We start from the raw sequence: 16,795 nt of genomic DNA, 5'->3' as shown, positions 1-16,795 counted from the left end.
ACCAGGACTTCGATCCGCTGGCCGCCGTGCGCGCTCAGCTGTGGACCGCCGTCGAATCATCCACCGGCAGTTCCCCGGCGTCGGCACCTGCAAACTGCGACATGTAGAGGCGGTGGTATGCCCCGCCGGCCGCGAGCAGCACCTGATGGTTGCCCTGTTCCACGATCCGTCCGTTCTCCATAACCAGGATCGTATCGGCATCGCGGATAGTCGAGAGCCGGTGCGCGATCACGAAACTGGTCCGGTCGGAGCGCAGGGCGGCCATGGCCTTCTGTACCAGCAGTTCGGTGCGGGTATCCACGGAGCTGGTGGCCTCGTCCAGGATCAGCAGCGACGGGTTGGCCACGAAGGCCCGGGCGATGGTGATCAGCTGCTTCTCGCCGGCACTGACGTTGTTGCCCTCTTCATCAATAACGGTGTTGTAGCCATCGGGCAGGGCGCGGACGAACCGGTCCACGAAGGTGGCCTTCGCCGCCGCCATGACCTGCTCCTCTGTGGCCTGCAGGTTGCCGTACCGGATGTTGTCATAGATGGAGCCGCCGAACAGCCACGCGTCCTGCAGCACCATGCCCACCTTGGAGCGCAGCTCGGACCGGCTGAGGTGGGTGATATCCACACCATCGAGCAGGATGGCGCCCGCGTTGAGCTCGTAGAACCGCATCACCAGGTTCACCAGCGTGGTCTTGCCGGCGCCGGTGGGACCCACGATGGCTACGGTGTTTCCCGGCTCCGCCGTGAACGACAGGTTCTCGATGAGGGGCTTGTCCGGGGTGTAGCTGAAGGTGACGTTCTTGAAGTCCACGTGGCCATCGGTCTTGGCCGGCAGGTGCTCGGTGGCAGTTTCGGTGTCCTGTTCCTCGGCGTCAAGGAACTCGAAGACCCGCTCCGAGGAGGCAACACCGGACTGGAGCATGTTGGCCATGCCCGCCATCTGGCCAAGCGGCTGGGTGAATTCACGGGAGTACTGGATGAAGGCGGTGGCATCGCCCAGGGACATGGCGCCTGAGGCCACGCGGAGGCCACCCACGACTGCGATGCCTACGTAACTGAGGTAGGAGACGAACTGCATCACGGGGAAGATGATGCCGGAGACGAACTGCGCTCCAAAGCTGGCCTTGTAGAGTGCCTCGTTGCGTTCGTCGAAGCGTGAGAGCATGTCGGCATCGCGGCCGAAGACACGCACGAGGTCGTGCCCCGAGAAGGATTCCTCAATCTGGCCGTTCAGTGATCCGGTGTTCTTCCATTGGGCGGCAAAGAGCTTCTGGCTGCGGACGCCGATCATTCCGGCGGCCACCCCGGACAGCGGGAGGGCCACCAGGGCGATCAGGGCCAGCTGCCAGGAGACGATGAACATCATGATCACAATGCCCACCACGGTCAGCACGGAGTTGACCAGCTGGGCGAAGGCCTGCTGGAGGGCCTGCTGGATGTTGTCGACGTCGTTGGTCACCCGGGACAGGACATCGCCGCGCTGCCGGGTGTCGAAGTAGTTCAGGGGGAGGCGGTTCAGCTTGTTTTCGGTATCGTCGCGCAGCCGGCGGATGACCTTCATGACAATCCGGTTCAGCACATACCCCTGCAGCCACATGAAGATGTTGGATACGAAATACATGAGCAGGACGATGGCGATCAGCATGGTTAGCTTGTCGAAGTTGATCCCCGTGCCGGGCACCAGTTCCATGCGGGAGACCATGTCCGCGAAGTTATCCTGGCCCTGCTGGCGGAGGCCGGCGACGAACTGTTCCTTGCTGGCTCCGGCCGGAAGCTGCCTGCCTACCACCCCGGCGAAGATGACATCCATGGCCTGGCCAAGGATCTTCGGGGCAATGACGTTCAGGACCACGGAGACGACCACCAGGCCCACCACGGCGTAGATTCCCAAGGCCTCGGGCTTCAGCAGGCCCATGAGGCGTTTCGCAGACGGCCAGAAGTGCTCGGCCTTCTTGGCAGGCATGGCACCGAACATGCCGCCGTCGGCCTCGGTGGGCTGGAACTCCTCTTCGACGAAATCGTCATCCGCAGGCCCGGCGGCACCGGACCCTACGGCACCGGATTGGGCTTCCACTGCGGTGGCGTCCTTCTTGCGGGGGCTCATGCCACTTCCTCCACGCTGAGCTGGGATTCGACAATTTCCTGGTAGGTGGGCGAGGTTTCCAGGAGTTCCTCGTGTGTGCCGCGGTCCACGATCCGGCCGTTGTCCAGCACCAGAATCTGATCCGCGCCGGTGATGGTGGAGATCCGCTGCGCCACGATGATGACGGTGGCATCGGCCGTGGTGCTCTTCAGCGCGGCCCGCAGCCGTGCATCCGTGGCGACGTCCAGGGCGGAGAAGGAGTCGTCAAAGAGGTAGACACGGGGCTTGGTCACCAGGGCCCGCGCAATGCAGAGCCGCTGACGCTGGCCGCCGGAGACGTTGGTCCCGCCCTGGGAGATCCGGGATTCCAGGCCGTTCTTCTTGTCGCGCACAAAGGAGTCGCCCTGGGCTACCCGGAGGGCCTCCCACAGTTCCTGCTCCGTTGCCTCGGTTTTGCCGAACCGGAGGTTGTGCTCGATGGTGCCGGAGAACAGGTAGGGACGCTGCGGCACCAGGGCCACGCGCTTGGTGATCTCGGCACGGTCCAGCCGGTCCACGGGGACGCCGTCCAGCAGTACCTGGCCTTCCGCGGGGTCGTACAGCCGCGGCAGGAGGGACAGGAGCGACGTCTTGCCGGCGCCCGTTGAACCGATGATGGCGATGGTCTGGCCGGGACGGGCAGTGAAGCTGATGTTGCTGAGCACCGGGGATTCGGCTCCCGGATAGGCGAAAGTGACGTTCCGGTACTCCACCATCCCTTCCAGCGCGGCCGGCGCCTCCGGGTCACGGGGGTCGTGGATGGAGGGCTCGACGCCGAGCACCTCGCCGATGCGGTCCGCGCAGACCGAGGCGCGCGGAATCATCATGGCCATGAAGGTGCCCATCATGACGGCCATCAGGATCTGCAGCAGATACTGCAGGAAGGCGGTGAGCGAGCCAACCTGCATGGCGCCGGCGTCCACCCGCTGGCCGCCAAACCACAGAACCGCCGCCGTGGACAGGTGCAGGATCATGCTGATGGCCGGGAACATCAGCACGAACAGCGCGCCGATGCGCAGCGAAACGTCCGTCAGTTCCTTGTTGGCGCCGCCGAAGCGTTCCGTCTCGTAGGGTTCACGCACGAACGCCCGGACCACCCGGATACCGATGATCTGCTCACGCAGCACGGCGTTAATCCGGTCGATCTTCCTTTGCATGGAACGGAACAGCGGCATCAGCCGGACCACCAGGTACCCCACCACCACTGCCAGCAAGGGAACGGACACCCAGACCAGCCAGGACAGGTTGATGTCCTCCCGGAGGGCCATGATGATGCCGCCGATGCACATGATGGGCGTGGCCACCATGAAGTTCAGCCCCATCAGCAGGAGCATCTGGACCTGTTGCACGTCATTGGTGCCACGGGTAATCAGGGTGGGCGCCCCGAATGCGTTGACATCCTTGGCGGAGAAGCTGGTGACTTTGCGGAAGACCGCACGGCGCAGATCCCTGCCCACGGCCATTGCGGTCCTGGAGCCGAAATAGACGCCGGCGATGGCTGCAGCCACTTGGGCGAAGGCCACCAGCAGCATCACGGCACCCGTGCGCCAAATGAAGTCGGTGTCCCCCCGCGCCACACCCTCATCGATGATTTGGGCGTTCAGGCTGGGCAGGTAGAGGGCTGCAATGGTGGATGCGAGCTGGAAAACAACGACAGCCAGGATGTACGGCGCATACGGTTTGGAGTAGCGCCGTATAAGGGTGAGGAGCATGGACCCAACTCTAGTGATGCCCACCGACATTGAAGCCCCATCGAAGGTACTTTTCCTGCCCGGCAAGACAGAATAAGCACAAGGGCCGCAGCCCGCCTCCGGCTGTCCGGTGCGGGCTGCGGCCCTCGTGATGCTGCTCTATGGCTGGCTACTGCCCCTGGCTGGGTTCAGTGCTGTCACCGGCGGAGGGTGCGGCGGCGCTGTGCCGGCCGTGGCCGGCCAGGTACAGCGCGGCTGCGGCCTGGATCTTGCGTTCCTTCAGGAGCTTGCGCTGCAGCCTGCTGAGCTCTGCCGCCGTGGCCGCCTGCTTGGCCGCCACCTCCTGTTGCGAGCGCAGCTGTTCCTGGATGTTCAGGACCAGGCCGCCCAGCTCAGCCTGCTGCCGGGCCAGCAGGTGCTGGGTGTCCTGCAGCTTCTGCAAAGTGGCGGCGGCACTGGCCACGGCGTCGGCAGCCTTCCCGGTCCGGTCCGCCTCCAGCTGGTCCGCCTCGATCTGGTACGCGGGGCGCAGGTCCAGGTCTTCGGAGCGGAAGCTCCGTGCGAAGGCCTCCTCGAAGTCCTCCGTTGCCACCCGCCCCGAAACCGCGGCGGCGGCGGCAGCCCCGCCGTCGTACGTCTTCGCAGGGGCCGTGGGCAGGACCGGACCGTGGGCGGTCGTCCGTGCAGCGGCGCGAACGTCCCCGTCCCGGGCTTCGCCGGAAACCATGGGAAGCTGGCCCGTCATGGCCGTCATCCCCGCTTCGCCCGCCGCATTGGCCTGCAATGTGGTCTCGGGGGTGATATCGACGGTCTTGCGCAGCGGTACTTCCTTGATGAAGATCACGGCGAGAAGGGCTACGGCGCTCACCACGGCGGAGATCATGAAGATGCCCGCTGTGGCGTCACCGTAGGCGGCGCGCATGACGTCGGCAATCGGGGCCGGCAGGTCCTTGAGGTCCATGCTGGCACCGCCGTCTCCAGTGGCCTGGATACCCAGCTTCGCCAGCCCATCGGTGGCCAGGTCCTTGACGTGGTTTGCCATGACGGCGCCCAGGACGGATACGCCGATGGCACCGCCCACCGAGCGGAAGAAGGCGACGGAGGCGCTGGCGGAGCCGATGTCCTTGGCCTGGACGGTGTTCTGGACGGCGAGGACCAGGTTCTGCATGAGCATGCCCAGGCCGATGCCGAAGATGCCGGTGTAGAGGCCGGTCAGCCCGAGCTCGGTGGTGTGGTCCATGGTGCCGGCGAGCGCCAGGCCGCCGATCAGCAGGATGGTGCCGCCGATCAGGAAGCGCTTCCACTTGCCGTAGCGGCTGATCAGCTGGCCGGAGACGACGGAACCGATGAGGTTGCCGGCGATCATGGGCAGGGTCAGCAGTCCGGCCTCGGTGGGCGTGGCGCCGCGGGCCACCTGGTAGTACTGGCCCAGGAAGGTGGAGGAACCGAACATGGCGACGCCGACGGCCACGGAGGCCACGATGGCCAGGGCGGTGGTGCGCTCGGAGATGATCTTGAGCGGGATGATCGGCTGGGAGACCTTGGATTCAACCAGCACCAGCAGTGCGAGCAGGAGGACGCCGCCGCCCACCATCACCGCTGTCTGCCAGGACCACCAGTCGTAGTAGTCGGCCTTGCCGGCGAAGGAGACCCAGATCAGGAGCAGGCTAACGCCGGAAGTGAGGAGGATGGCACCGAACCAGTCGATCTTGGCAGGACGCTTGACGTGCGGAATCTTCAGCGTGACCTGGAGCAGGATCAGCGCGACGACGGCAAGCGGCACGCAGACGAAGAACGTCCAGCGCCAGCCGAGCGAGCTGTCCACAATGAAACCGCCCAGCAGCGGGCCGCCGGCGGTGCCCACGGCCATGACGGCGCCCATGTAGCCGGAGTACTTCCCGCGTTCACGCGGCGGAATGATGGAGCCGATGATCGCCTGGGCCAGCGCGGTGAGGCCGCCCATGGCGATGCCCTGGATTACACGGGCAGTCAGCAGGAACGGGATGTTTTCCGAGAAGCCTGCCATGACCGAGCCGGCTACGAAGATCACGATGCTCAGCTGGACCAGGACCTTCTTGTCGAAGAGGTCGGCGAGCTTGCCCCAAATGGGGGTGGTGGCTGCGTTGGCCAGCAGTGCTGCGGTGATGACCCACGCGAAGTCCGTCTGGGTGCCCTTGAGCTCGGACATGATGGTGGGCAGCGCGTTGGCCACGATGGTGCTGCTGAGAATTGCGGTGAAGAAGGCGGCGAGCAGGCCGGTCAGGGCCTCCATGATCTGCCGGTGGTTCATGGGCGCGCCGGGTTCGTGGCGCTTGGATTGCCGCGACTCCTGTTTAACGGAGCGTTGGCGATGGCGCTCCTGCTCCTGGTCCGCGGCGGCGGTGACGTTAGCCATTGATGGACTCCTGCGTGGTGTGTTCGATGGTGGTTCCGGCCGCCCTTGCCCGGATGGAATTCTTCAGGGATGTGGTGAGTTTGTTCAGCATCGCGGCGGTGGCCACGGCGTCGTCCTCGTTCCAATCGGCGAGGTATGCCTGCAGCGTTTCCGCCCGGTGCCGCACCAGTTCCGCCAGTTTTTCCTTGCCCCTCGGTGAGAGGGCCAGCAGCTGCGCCCGGCCGTCGTCGGGGTCGGGGGTGCGGACCACCAGGCCCGCATCCGCCAGTTCGGCCACGTGCCGGCTCAGCACCGGGGGACTTACCCCCAGGCGCTCGGCCAGGTGCGCGGCGCGGGTCTCCCCTTCGCCGATGAACCTCAGCACGCCCTGCAGGGCGATGCCGGTGTCCTGGCCCTTGACGTTGACCATGGTGACGCAGCGCAGTGCGCGCTGGAGGTCGTAGATGTGGCTGACGAGATCGGCTGCAGTGGCCGGTGCGACAGACATGACCCTCCCTAATGAATTAGTTGCTGCAAGCAACATTATCAGAAAAAGGTTGCTTAGGGAAACGAAGTTCTTGGATTGAGGGCTTAAATCACGGCGCTCCCCCACTCCCGGCTGGTGCGGCAGGAAGTGAGGGAGCGTCTATTCGGACGGGCCGGAGTCAGCCGTCCAGATGCGTGGGGCTGAACATTTTCAGCAGGGTTTCAACCACGACGACGTTGGGCCCGTCCGCAGCGAATCCCGCCGTCAGCGCGTCCCCCACGTCCCCGGGGGCGACCCGGGTGGCAGGCACGCCAAAGGATTCCGCCAGCTTCACGAAGTCGGGGCGGGCAAGTTCGGTGGCGGTGGCCTTGCCGAACGCGCCCACCATGTACTCGCGAAGGATGCCGTAGCCGCCGTCGTCCACGATCAGCCAGGTGACCGGAACGTTGTGCTGCCTGGCAGTGGCCAGTTCGGCGATGGAGTACATGGCCGAACCGTCACCGGAAACTGCGAGGACCCGGGCGGAGCCGGTGGGCTTGCCCAGCGTTTCCAGCCCCACGGCTGCGCCAATGGCACCCGGAAAGGCGAAGCCGAGGCCACCGGCACCCTGGGCCGAGTGGAACTGCCCGTCCCGGGCGTCCCAGCAGGACCAGCCCCAGTAGGCGGCGATGGTCATGTCCCAGAAGGTCTGCATGCCTGCCGGGACCGCTTCGCGGATGTCGGCCATGAACTTGAGTTCCTTGGCCAGGTCCTGCGATTCAAGCCGGGCCCTTACCTTGGCGAGGGACTCCTTTACCAGGGTTTCCGGCGCCACCCCATGCCAGTCCGGAGCAGTCCGGGATGAGTCAGGCACCAGCGCCGCATCCAGCGCCGCCAGGGCCTGGCCGGCGTCGGCCCGGATGCCCAGGCCGGGCCGGTTCGATTCGAGGACCCGGGGCTCGGCGTCGATCTGGATGATGCGCCCGCGCGGCTCAAAGGTGAAGTAGTTGGAGGTGACTTCCCCCAAAGATGACCCGATGACCAGCAGCACGTCAGCGTCCTCCAAGACGTCGGTCATGTACCGGTCCTCGATCCATGCCTGCAGCGACAACTCATGGTTCCACGGGAACGCGCCATTGCCGCCCGGTGTGCAGATCACCGGGGCGCGCAGTTTTTCCGCGATGGAGAGCAGCGCTTTTTCCGCTTTTCCGCGGCGGGTGCCGCCCCCGGCGATGATGGCCGGGCGCTTGGCTGCCTCCAGCCACTTCACGGCCTCGCGCACCAATTCGACCCGCGGTGGGTTGTCTGCCGCCTCCGCCAGGGCATCCTCCACCGGCGGGACCATGATGGGATCCAGGAGCACGTTCTGCGGGATCTCCAGCCAGACCGGACCCTGCGGGGACGAGATCGCCTCGGTCCAGGCATCCTGGATCGCCGACGGGATTCCGGAGGCGTGCTGGATCAGCCGCTGGCTCTTGGTGACGTTGGCGGCCGAGGCCTTCTGGTCATCGAGCTGGTGCAGCATGCCCTTGCGCCGTGCGCCCAGGCCTTCCAGGGGAATCTGGCTGGCCACCACCACCATGGGAACGCCGGTGGCGTACGCCTCCTGGAGGCCTGCCAGCGACGTCAGGGCCCCGGGGCCGGTGGACAGGAACAGGACGCCCACCTCGCCGGTGGCGCGGGAGTAACCGTCAGCGGCGAAGGCGCTGTTGTTCTCGATCCGGGAAGAGACAAACCGGAGGTTGCCGCGGCCCATGGCGTCGAAGAGCCCCAGGGCATGCTGGCCCGGGATGCCGAAGACAGTTTTCGCTCCCAGCGCCTCGAGGGTCTCGACGACGAGGTCCCCGCCGTTGCGCGGACCCCCCTCCACCCCGGGGGCGGTCGCGCCTGATTCGGTCACGGCCTACTCCTTGGTGGCTGCAGCGAAACCGGCAGGCCGGCGGGCTTCCTGGCCCAGGGCCTGTGCCTGGTACCCGGTCTCCGCGCCGAAGCGGTCCCCCGGCAGGGCGTTGTCCGCCATCAGCGTGACCAGCTCGTATGCCACATGGCTGGCAGCCACGCCGGTGATCTCGGCATGGTCGTAGGCCGGGGAAACCTCCACGACGTCGGCGCCCACCAGGTTCATGCCGCGGAACCCGCGTATGATCTCCAGGAGTTCACGGCTGGTGATGCCGCCCGCTTCCGGCGTGCCGGTGCCCGGTGCATGGGCGGGATCCAGGACGTCGATGTCCACGGAGATGTACAGCGGGCGGTTGCCGATGCGGTCACGGACCTTGGCCACGGTTTCCAGGACGCCCTGGTAGTAGACGTCCGCGGAGGTGACGATGCCGAACCCAAAGCGGTGGTCGTCGTCGAGGTCCTTCTTGCCGTAGAGCGGGCCCCGGGTGCCGATGTGGCTGATGGCCTCCGTGTCCAGGATGCCTTCCTCCACTGCGCGGCGGAAGGGTGTGCCATGCGTGTATTCAGCGCCGAAGTAGGTGTCCCACGTGTCCAGGTGGGCGTCGAAGTGGAGCATGGCGATGGGTTCCCCGGCACGCTCGGCCGCGGCGCGCAGCAGCGGCAGGGCGATGGTGTGGTCCCCGCCCAGGGTCAGCAGCCTGCTCCCCGCGGCGGTGAGGTCCAGGGCGTTCTGCTGGATGGTCTCGATGGCCTCGTTGATGTTGAACGGATTGACGGCCATGTCGCCGGCATCGGCAACCTGGATGTTCTCGAACGGGCTGACATCCCAGGCCGGATTGTAGGGGCGCAGCAGGCGGCTGGCCTCGCGGACGTGGTTGGCGCCGAAGCGGGCCCCCGGGCGGTAGGAAACACCCGAGTCGAAGGGCACGCCCACCACCGTCACATCAGCCTTGTCCACCTGGTCCAGGCGCGGCAGCCGGGCGTACGTGGCGGCCCCGGCGTAGCGGGGAATCCGGGATGAATCGATGGGGCCAAGGTTGCCGTTGGCTTCAATGCGCAGCTCTTCCAATGGAGGCCTCTCCTTCGAGGAGTTGGGGGACTTCTGTGACTGCCATCATACACTCTTGTTTCCTTAGAAGCATCAGCTGTTTACCTTCGCGCTCTACCTCCGGGCATGGCAGCGTCACGCAGAGCACTCTTTGGGCAGGCGGGGGCGGCAGGATGGCCGCCATTGCAGGAGGGCGCGGGCGCCGAGTCCGCGAAAGTCTGCCCTGCGTGACGCTGACTCGAACTCGGGCAGGACTGCACACCCAGGAACCGGGTTAGCGGCTGGCGGCCGGCACCAGGACCCAGAGCACCTCGACCGGCTTGTCCGTCGGATTGACCCACGTGTGGGGCTCGCGGCCCGGGAAGGTGACGGTGTCACCGGTACTGAGGTCGTATTCCTCGTTGGTGAGGATCAGCTTGATGGATCCTTTGACCACGTGCAGCACATCGACATCGCAGTCGACGGCGTAAAGTTCGGACTCACCGCGGCCGTGCGGCTCGATCACGGCCTGGATGATCTGGACCCGGCGTTCGGAGCGTGCAGTCAGGAGCCGCTCCACGATGCCCTGGCCGCCAAGCGAGATCCGGGGACCGTCGTTCCGCCGCGTGAGATGGGTTTCCGGCGCCGCGAACAGGTCACCGATGGAAATGGACAGCACCTGGCACAGTGTTACCAGCGAGGCGACGGACGGCGAGGTCAGGTCCCGCTCCACCCGGCTGAGGAATCCCTTGGTCAGCCCGGTTGCATCGGCCACCTGCTCAATGGTGAGCCGCTGGGACTGCCGCGCGGCCCTGATCCGGGACCCGATGGCAACCGGGACGTTGCTGGGCTCAACTGGCAGTGCCTTCATTAACGAACCTTTCATGGCCGGCCGCGCGGCTCCGCTCTGGAGCCATACTAATGGGCGCCGCTTTTGTGACGCGTCCATGGCACATGTCGCAGCTGCAGCATTTCCCCAACCTTGACTGTTGCAGCCGTCACACCCTATCTTTGGAAACGCCTGTTGCCTATAGGGCAATAATCCTCCAGGCAATGACAGGATCCCTCTCCGTCCGTCCCGGCAGTTCCGGGCGCCCCGCACCCGGCCGCACCGCCGGCTCACAACAGCTCCAAGGAGCCATCTATGGATGCCAGTGCCATCAACATCGCCATTGTGGTGGTGTACCTGCTCGCAATGCTGGCCTTCGGTTGGTGGGGAAAGTCCCGCACCCGAAACAACAGCGACTTCCTGGTGGCCGGCCGCCGCCTTGGACCCTTCCTCTATACCGGAACCATGGCGGCCGTCGTCCTGGGCGGCGCCTCCACCGTGGGCGGTGTCGGGCTGGGCTACAAGTTCGGCATTTCGGGAATGTGGCTGGTGGTGGCTATCGGCACCGGCGTCCTGCTGCTGAGCCTCCTCTTTGCCGGCACCATCCAGAAGCTGAAAATCTACACGGTGTCCCAGATGCTCACCCTGCGCTATGGCAGCAAGGCAACCGAAGCCTCCGGCGTCGTCATGCTTGCCTACACCCTGATGCTCTGCGCCACCTCCACCGGCGCCTACGCCACCATCTTCGTGGTCCTCTTCGGCCTGGACCGGGCACTGGCCATTGCCATCGGCGGCGTCATCGTGCTGGTCTACTCGACCGTTGGCGGCATGTGGTCCATCACGCTCGCTGACCAGGTCCAGTTCGTCATCAAGACGGTGGGCATCTTCTTCCTCATGCTCCCGTTCACCCTGAACGCAGCCGGCGGCCTGGACGGCATCCGCAGCCGCGTGGATGCCAGCTTCTTCCAGATGGACGGCATCGGGGTCCAGACCATCATCACCTACTTCGTGGTCTACACCCTGGGCCTGCTGATCGGCCAGGACATCTGGCAGCGCGTGTTCACTGCCAAGACGCCGAAGGTTGCCCGCTGGGGCGGCGCCACGGCCGGCATCTACTGCATCCTCTACGGCGTGGCCGGCGCCCTGATCGGCATGGCCGCCAACGTGGCCTTGTCCAACGTCAAGATCGCCGCCAAGGATGACGTCTACGCCGAGGTTGCCCAGAACATCCTCCCGATCGGCATCGGCGGACTGGTCCTCGCCGCCGCAGTGGCAGCCATGATGTCCACCGCGTCGGGTGCCCTCATTGCCGCCGCGACGGTGGCCCGCGCGGACGTCCTGCCATTCGTGGCCGGCTGGTTCGGCAAGAAGGTCGACGCCGGGGACAGCGGGAACCCGGAGCACGACGTCAGGGCCAACCGCATCTGGGTCCTGGTGCTGGGCGTCGTCGCGATCGTCATCGCCATCATCACCAAGGACGTCGTGGCGGCCCTGACCATCGCCTACGACATCCTGGTGGGCGGCCTCCTGGTGGCCATCCTTGGCGGCCTGCTCTGGAAGCGCGGCACCGGCATGGCGGCGGCGGCGTCCATGGCCGTCGGTTCGGTGGTGACGCTGGGAACCATGATCATCCTGGAGGTCAATGCCAAGGAACCGTTGGACGGCATTTACGCCAACGAGCCCATCTACTACGGGCTGATTGCCTCGGCAGTTGTCTACATTGCGGCGTCGTTGTTCACCCCGCCCACCGACCCCGCCGTCATGCAGGCGTGGCAGCGCCGGGTCTCGGGCCAGGCCGCGGAGGAAGTCCTCGCCGGACGCTGACCCCGCAGGGTTGGAGGCCAGCGATTAAAAGTACGACGGCGGCACCTTCTTTCGCGTGACAGCGAAAGGAGGTGCCGCCGTCGTCAGTCCTGCGGCCTGTGTTTCTAGCCTTCGGTGTCGCGGGGCTCGTCGTCATCCAGGGGGACCTCGCGGTCCTCGGCGTCGATGACGACCGGCGGCGCCTGGACCACCGGTTCTTCCTCGTCGATCAACGCGTCCTCGGCGTCCCAGTCCGCATCGTCTACCGGTGAATCTTCCGCGTAGTCGTAGGCGGGATCCGCCTCCACCGCGTCAAGGTGCGGCATGTCCGGGTGCTGTCCGGTGGTGCTCATGATTGAACCTCCGTAAGTTCGCCTGACGTGCTCTTTCTGTGAGGGCGCAGGCCGCGCCACCCCTTCATCACAGCACCGCCCACCGGACGGGTCAAGAGCCGTCACAGCGCTCGGCGGAACGTTGACGGGCAGCGGCAGGAGCCTCGGATTTAAGGCAAACCGAAACTTCGCAGCGAGGTTTGCCAGCCAAAAATCCGCGGAGATCCGCAGTAGGCTGGCAGGGCAAAGGCGCGAGTACATGCCCTTTCCAGTCCAGGAGTTTCAGTGTCGCAGCACGCCCGTTCCCATTCCCACGCCACGCCCCCGGAGGCCGCCGGCGCGCCCCAGCCCTCGGCGTCGAACATCAAGCGGTGGCGCCAGTACCTGGCCGACGAACGCGCGGAAGCCGCCGTCTACCGCGACCTCGCTCAGAACCGCCAGGGCGAGGAACGGGACATCCTGTTGGCCCTGGCCGAAGCGGAAGGCCGGCACGAAGCTCACTGGCTGGCCCTGCTGGGTGACCACGCCGGCAAACCGAAGAAAGCGTCCGCGCGGAGCCGGTTCCTTGGCTTCCTGGCCCGGCACTTCGGCTCCGTGTTTGTGCTGGCCCTGGCCCAGCGCGCCGAGGGCCGGTCCCCCTACGCCAAGGATCCCAACGCCACCGAGGCCATGGCCGCCGACGAGCAGATCCACGAGGAAGTGGTCCGTGGGCTTGCCACCCGTGGCCGCAACCGCCTGGCCGGCACGTTCCGCGCCGCCGTGTTCGGCGCAAACGACGGCCTGGTCAGCAACCTGTCCCTGGTGATGGGCATGGCAGCCTCCGGCGTGGCCAGCAGCGTGGTGCTGCTCAGCGGCATCGCCGGACTGCTGGCCGGCGCCATGTCCATGGGCGCCGGCGAATTCATTTCCGTCCGCTCCCAGCGCGAACTGCTGGCCGCCACCCGGCCCACCCAGATCACCCTGGCGGCCGCGCCCAAGCTGGACCTGGAACACAACGAACTCCTCCTGGTGTACCTGGCCCGCGGGATGTCGCGGGAAGCGGCGGAGCACCGGGTGGCCGAGCGGATGGGGCTGCTGTCCTGCGACTGCGACCCCAGCCTGTCCCTCCAGCCCGACCTGCCGGAGGAAGAGGACCAGCATGAGGCCGTGGGCTCGGCGTGGGGCGCGGCGTTGTCCAGCTTCTGCTTCTTCGCCTCGGGCGCCATCGTCCCCATCCTGCCGTTCCTGTTCGGCCTGACCGGCGTGGCCGCGCTGGTGGTGGCAGGAGTCCTGGTGGGCATCGCACTTCTGGCGACCGGTGCCGCCGTCGGCCTGCTGTCCGGCACGTCCCCGCTGACCCGGGGCCTGCGCCAGCTGGCCATCGGCCTGGGCGCGGCAGCCATCACGTACCTGCTGGGACTGCTGTTCGGCACGGCCGTAGGCTAGCCGGGAACTCCCAGCCATGGAGGTTCTGCGGTGCCGTCAGCGGTGCTGCAGGACCTCCACTGCTTCCTCCACGGTGTCCACCAGGAAGATGTAATCCGCCATGGCACGGCCGGCGGCAAGGGAGCGCAGCATGGGCCACGCCGGGTATTCCAGCTCCCAGTGGCGCCTGCCCACCAGCACCATCGGTGCCACCTTCTCACGGGCGCCGTAATAGTTCTCGCAGGCATCCTGGAAGATCTCCTGGACGGTGCCTGCAGCCCCGGGCAGGAAGACGATGCCGCCGTGGCACAGTTCCAGCAGGATGGCCTCGCGGATGGCGTTGGCGAAGTACTTGGCGATGTGCGTGGCGAAGTAGTTGGGCGGCTCATGCCCATAGAACCAGGTGGGGATGCCCAGCGACGGCGTCCCGCCCGGATGGCGTTCGACGACGGCGGCGGCCGCCCGTGCCCACGCGGACACCGAGGGCCGGAAGCCTGGAACGGCGGCGAGGGCTGAGAGCGCTGCCTCTACGTCACCGTCGGATGCCTGGCTCAGGTACGCCCCGAGGTTTGCCGCTTCCATGGCTCCCGGACCGCCGCCGGTGGCCACTGTGTACCCGGCCAGCGCCAGCTGCCGTCCCAGTAGGGCGGCCTGGGCGAAGCCGGCACTCCCCCGCGGCGCCGCATGGCCGCCCATGACTCCGACGATGGGGCGGGCGGCCCAGTCCCCTGCCCCGGTCAGCTCATCCAGTGCGTCCCCGATGGCATGGTCGTGCAGGGCCGAGGCCAGGGTTGCGTCCACACGGTGCCGCTGGCCCGGCTGGATGCTCCAGTGGTAGATGCGGGCATCCGGCAGCGCCTCATAGGGGGAAGTTGCCAGCCCGGCGTACAGTTCGGCGGGCGAATACAACGAGGCGCGGTAGGGGTCGAACGGGACGCCTTCGAGCCGCGGAAAGATCAGGGCACCCCTGCCGCGAAGGTTGGCTTCCATGCCGTCGTCGAAGAGGCAGCCAAGGAACATGGCGCCCTCGACGCTGACGCCCTTCAGAGCCGCGGACCTGCCCCGCAGGTCCAGCGACTGCGCGTGCCAGCCGTGCAGGTTGTCGGCGCCGTCTGCCACCAGCCGGTCAAAGCTGGCCAGGTCCTGGACTTCCAGGGTGCGGGGGCGGGGACCAAGGCTTCCGGCGAAGTTCACAGCTGCCGCCCCGGGTTCCACATCATGGAGCCAGCCTAGGCCACCCAACGCGGACGCGGGGCCGGACCGCACCTGCCCGGTTGAAACCGGAAGAGATGGGTCCGACCCCGCGCTGCGTTGTGGATATTGCTAGGCGGTGACCGTGGCCGGCACGGCGCCGTCACGGAAGTGTGCTTCGAGGTCCTCGAGCGAGTGGCCCTTGGTTTCCGGAACGAACTTGATGACGAAGGCCAGGGATGCCACGTTCACCAGGACGAACAGACCGAACGTGCCGGTAGAACCCAGTGCGTTGACCACGATGGGGAACAGGAAGGAGATGGCCGCGTTCACGGTCCACAGGGCGAAGACCGCAATTCCCATGGCGAAGCCGCGGATGGCCAGCGGGAACATTTCGGAGAGCAGGAGCCAGACGCAGGTGCCGATGAAGCACTGGACAAAGGCCACGAACAGCATCATGGCGGCCAGGATGGTGTAGCTGGCCAGGTCCGACTGCGGCAGGAGGAAGACGATGGCCAGCAGTGCCTGGGAACCGACCACTCCGGAGAAGCCGATGACCAGCATTTTGCGACGGCCCACGAAGCCCAGCAGCCAGATGCCCAGGATGGTCATCAGCACAGAGGTGACGCCGACCCCAATGGTTGCCACGAGCGACGCGCTGACGCCGAGCCCGCTCTTTTCCAGGATGGTGGGTGCGTAGTAGTTCACGGTGTTGATGCCTGTTGCCTGCTGGACGGTGGCGAGGCCGATGCCGATATAGAGCAGGCGGCGCATCCAGGGGTTGTTCTTCAGGTCCCGCAGGGCGTGGCCGCGCTCTTCCTTTGCGGTGCTTGCCGCGCGGGCGATCTCCTCGAATTCGGCAGCTGCTTCCTGGGGGCTGCGGCTGAGGTCCAGGACGCGGCGGCTGTCCTCGAGGCGGCCGCGGATGGCGTACCAGCGGGGTGATTCGGGGAGCATCAGCATGCCTGCGAGCAGTGCGAGGGCGGGCAGGGAGGCGATGCCGAGCATGGTGCGCCAGACTTCGGTGTCGTGGATCAGGGCGTCCAGGAGGGCGTTGATGGCAAAGGCCAGCATCTGGCCCGTCACGATCATGAGTTCGTTGATGGTCACCATCCGGCCACGCAGGTGGGCCGGTGCCATTTCGGCGAGGTACAACGGGCAGGTGACCGCGGCGGCGCCGACGCCCAGGCCGAGGACGATGCGGGCGGCGATCATGAAGGTGACATTCGGTGCAAGGGCGCAGCCGATGGCGCCCATCAGGAACAGCAGTGCACACACGAGCAGGGAGCCGCGGCGGCCCAGCTTGTCCGCCATGCGGCCGCCGGTAAGGGCGCCGACCGCGGCACCCGGGAACAGCAGTGCGCTCACCACGGTTGCTTCCTCGACGGCGGTCATGTTGAGGGAGTCGTTCATGTACAGCAAGGCGCCGGAGATTACGCCGGTGTCATAGCCGAAGAGCAGGCCGCCCAGGGTGGAGATGACGGTGAGCCGGGCCAGGTATCCGCGGCGCTGCGTGCCGGATGCGCCGGGGGTTTGTTTCTGCAACAGCATTGTTGCCTCTCAGATTCTCTCGGGGACCGGAAGACCGGCCAGGAATGTGATGCGTGCCACTGACTTTAGAGCGCTCTAATGCATGCCGTCAAGAGAAAGTGTTAATGTCAGCACA

The 16,795-nt window shown here is 66.3% G+C and carries 12 protein-coding genes; 2 read left to right on the top strand and 10 right to left on the bottom strand.

The genetic code is table 11. The features are described 5' to 3' along the window. Positions 1 to 34: 34 nt before the first annotated feature. The 7 genes from ACTJK0_RS10885 to ACTJK0_RS10855 form a co-directional block, all read right to left on the bottom strand. On the bottom strand, positions 35 to 2,095 hold the full coding sequence (locus tag ACTJK0_RS10885) for an ABC transporter ATP-binding protein (RefSeq protein WP_110543873.1): 2,061 nt from the start codon (positions 2,093 to 2,095) through the stop codon (positions 35 to 37). Then, the gene (locus tag ACTJK0_RS10880) at positions 2,092 to 3,825 is read right to left on the bottom strand and encodes an ABC transporter ATP-binding protein (RefSeq protein WP_110543875.1); all 1,734 of its coding nucleotides are present in this window, start codon (positions 3,823 to 3,825) and stop codon (positions 2,092 to 2,094) included. The genes ACTJK0_RS10885 and ACTJK0_RS10880 overlap by 4 nt, the downstream gene beginning before the upstream one ends. 148 nt (positions 3,826 to 3,973) lie before the next feature. Next, positions 3,974 to 6,199 carry an MDR family MFS transporter gene (locus ACTJK0_RS10875; RefSeq protein ID WP_440745170.1) on the bottom strand — a complete coding sequence of 742 codons (2,226 nt, stop codon included), beginning with the start codon at positions 6,197 to 6,199 and terminating at the stop codon, positions 3,974 to 3,976. After that, the gene (locus ACTJK0_RS10870) at positions 6,192 to 6,686 is read right to left on the bottom strand and encodes a MarR family winged helix-turn-helix transcriptional regulator (protein WP_440745169.1); all 495 of its coding nucleotides are present in this window, start codon (positions 6,684 to 6,686) and stop codon (positions 6,192 to 6,194) included. Before ACTJK0_RS10870 ends, ACTJK0_RS10875 begins: the two co-directional genes overlap by 8 nt. 157 nt (positions 6,687 to 6,843) lie before the next feature. Then, entirely contained in the window at positions 6,844 to 8,544 is a 1,701-nt protein-coding gene (locus ACTJK0_RS10865; protein WP_440745168.1) for a thiamine pyrophosphate-binding protein, read from the bottom strand. Positions 8,545 to 8,547: 3 nt separating this feature from the next. Continuing rightward, positions 8,548 to 9,612, bottom strand: a complete 1,065-nt coding sequence (speB, locus tag ACTJK0_RS10860) for an agmatinase (protein WP_110543882.1) — start codon at positions 9,610 to 9,612, stop codon at positions 8,548 to 8,550. A gap of 253 nt (positions 9,613 to 9,865) precedes the next feature. Continuing rightward, the gene (locus ACTJK0_RS10855) at positions 9,866 to 10,441 is read right to left on the bottom strand and encodes a helix-turn-helix domain-containing protein (RefSeq protein ID WP_440745167.1); all 576 of its coding nucleotides are present in this window, start codon (positions 10,439 to 10,441) and stop codon (positions 9,866 to 9,868) included. 273 nt (positions 10,442 to 10,714) lie between these two features. On the opposite strand from ACTJK0_RS10855, the gene ACTJK0_RS10850 reads away from it, so the two are divergent. Next, entirely contained in the window at positions 10,715 to 12,223 is a 1,509-nt protein-coding gene (locus tag ACTJK0_RS10850; RefSeq protein WP_440745166.1) for a sodium:solute symporter, read from the top strand. 104 nt (positions 12,224 to 12,327) lie between these two features. On the opposite strand, the gene ACTJK0_RS10845 is transcribed toward ACTJK0_RS10850, so the two are convergent. Continuing rightward, positions 12,328 to 12,555, bottom strand: a complete 228-nt coding sequence (locus ACTJK0_RS10845) for a hypothetical protein (protein ID WP_440745165.1) — start codon at positions 12,553 to 12,555, stop codon at positions 12,328 to 12,330. 264 nt (positions 12,556 to 12,819) lie between these two features. Between ACTJK0_RS10845 and ACTJK0_RS10840 the strand changes: the two genes are divergently transcribed. Continuing rightward, positions 12,820 to 13,959, top strand: coding sequence for a VIT1/CCC1 transporter family protein (locus ACTJK0_RS10840; RefSeq protein WP_440745164.1), 1,140 nt, complete (start codon positions 12,820 to 12,822; stop codon positions 13,957 to 13,959). Positions 13,960 to 13,995: 36 nt separating this feature from the next. On the opposite strand, the gene ACTJK0_RS10835 is transcribed toward ACTJK0_RS10840, so the two are convergent. Both ACTJK0_RS10835 and ACTJK0_RS10830 read right to left on the bottom strand, forming a co-directional pair. Next, entirely contained in the window at positions 13,996 to 15,132 is a 1,137-nt protein-coding gene (locus tag ACTJK0_RS10835) for an LOG family protein (RefSeq protein WP_440745163.1), read from the bottom strand. A 129-nt stretch (positions 15,133 to 15,261) separates the two neighbouring features. Further along, positions 15,262 to 16,680 (bottom strand): sugar porter family MFS transporter, encoded by a 1,419-nt coding sequence (locus ACTJK0_RS10830; protein ID WP_440745162.1) that lies wholly within the window; start codon positions 16,678 to 16,680, stop codon positions 15,262 to 15,264. Between the last annotated feature and the right edge of the window lie 115 nt (positions 16,681 to 16,795).

It is taken from the genome of Paenarthrobacter sp. 22069 (assembly GCF_052046035.1).
Lineage (GTDB): Bacteria > Actinomycetota > Actinomycetes > Actinomycetales > Micrococcaceae > Arthrobacter.
Note: the sequence above shows the minus strand (reverse complement) of the source record. Positions and strands in the feature narration are given on the sequence as shown.

Bases quoted from the DNA above. Each gene is read 5' to 3' on its own strand.
- ACTJK0_RS10885 (WP_110543873.1), bottom strand. From the start codon at position 2,095: ATGAGCCCCCGCAAGAAGGACGCCACCGCAGTGGAAGCCCAATCCGGT.
- ACTJK0_RS10880 (WP_110543875.1), bottom strand. From the start codon at position 3,825: ATGCTCCTCACCCTTATACGGCGCTACTCCAAACCGTATGCGCCGTAC.
- ACTJK0_RS10875 (WP_440745170.1), bottom strand. From the start codon at position 6,199: ATGGCTAACGTCACCGCCGCCGCGGACCAGGAGCAGGAGCGCCATCGC.
- ACTJK0_RS10870 (WP_440745169.1), bottom strand. From the start codon at position 6,686: ATGTCTGTCGCACCGGCCACTGCAGCCGATCTCGTCAGCCACATCTAC.
- ACTJK0_RS10855 (WP_440745167.1), bottom strand. From the start codon at position 10,441: ATGAAGGCACTGCCAGTTGAGCCCAGCAACGTCCCGGTTGCCATCGGG.
- ACTJK0_RS10850 (WP_440745166.1), top strand. From the start codon at position 10,715: ATGGATGCCAGTGCCATCAACATCGCCATTGTGGTGGTGTACCTGCTC.
- ACTJK0_RS10845 (WP_440745165.1), bottom strand. From the start codon at position 12,555: ATGAGCACCACCGGACAGCACCCGGACATGCCGCACCTTGACGCGGTG.
- ACTJK0_RS10830 (WP_440745162.1), bottom strand. From the start codon at position 16,680: ATGCTGTTGCAGAAACAAACCCCCGGCGCATCCGGCACGCAGCGCCGC.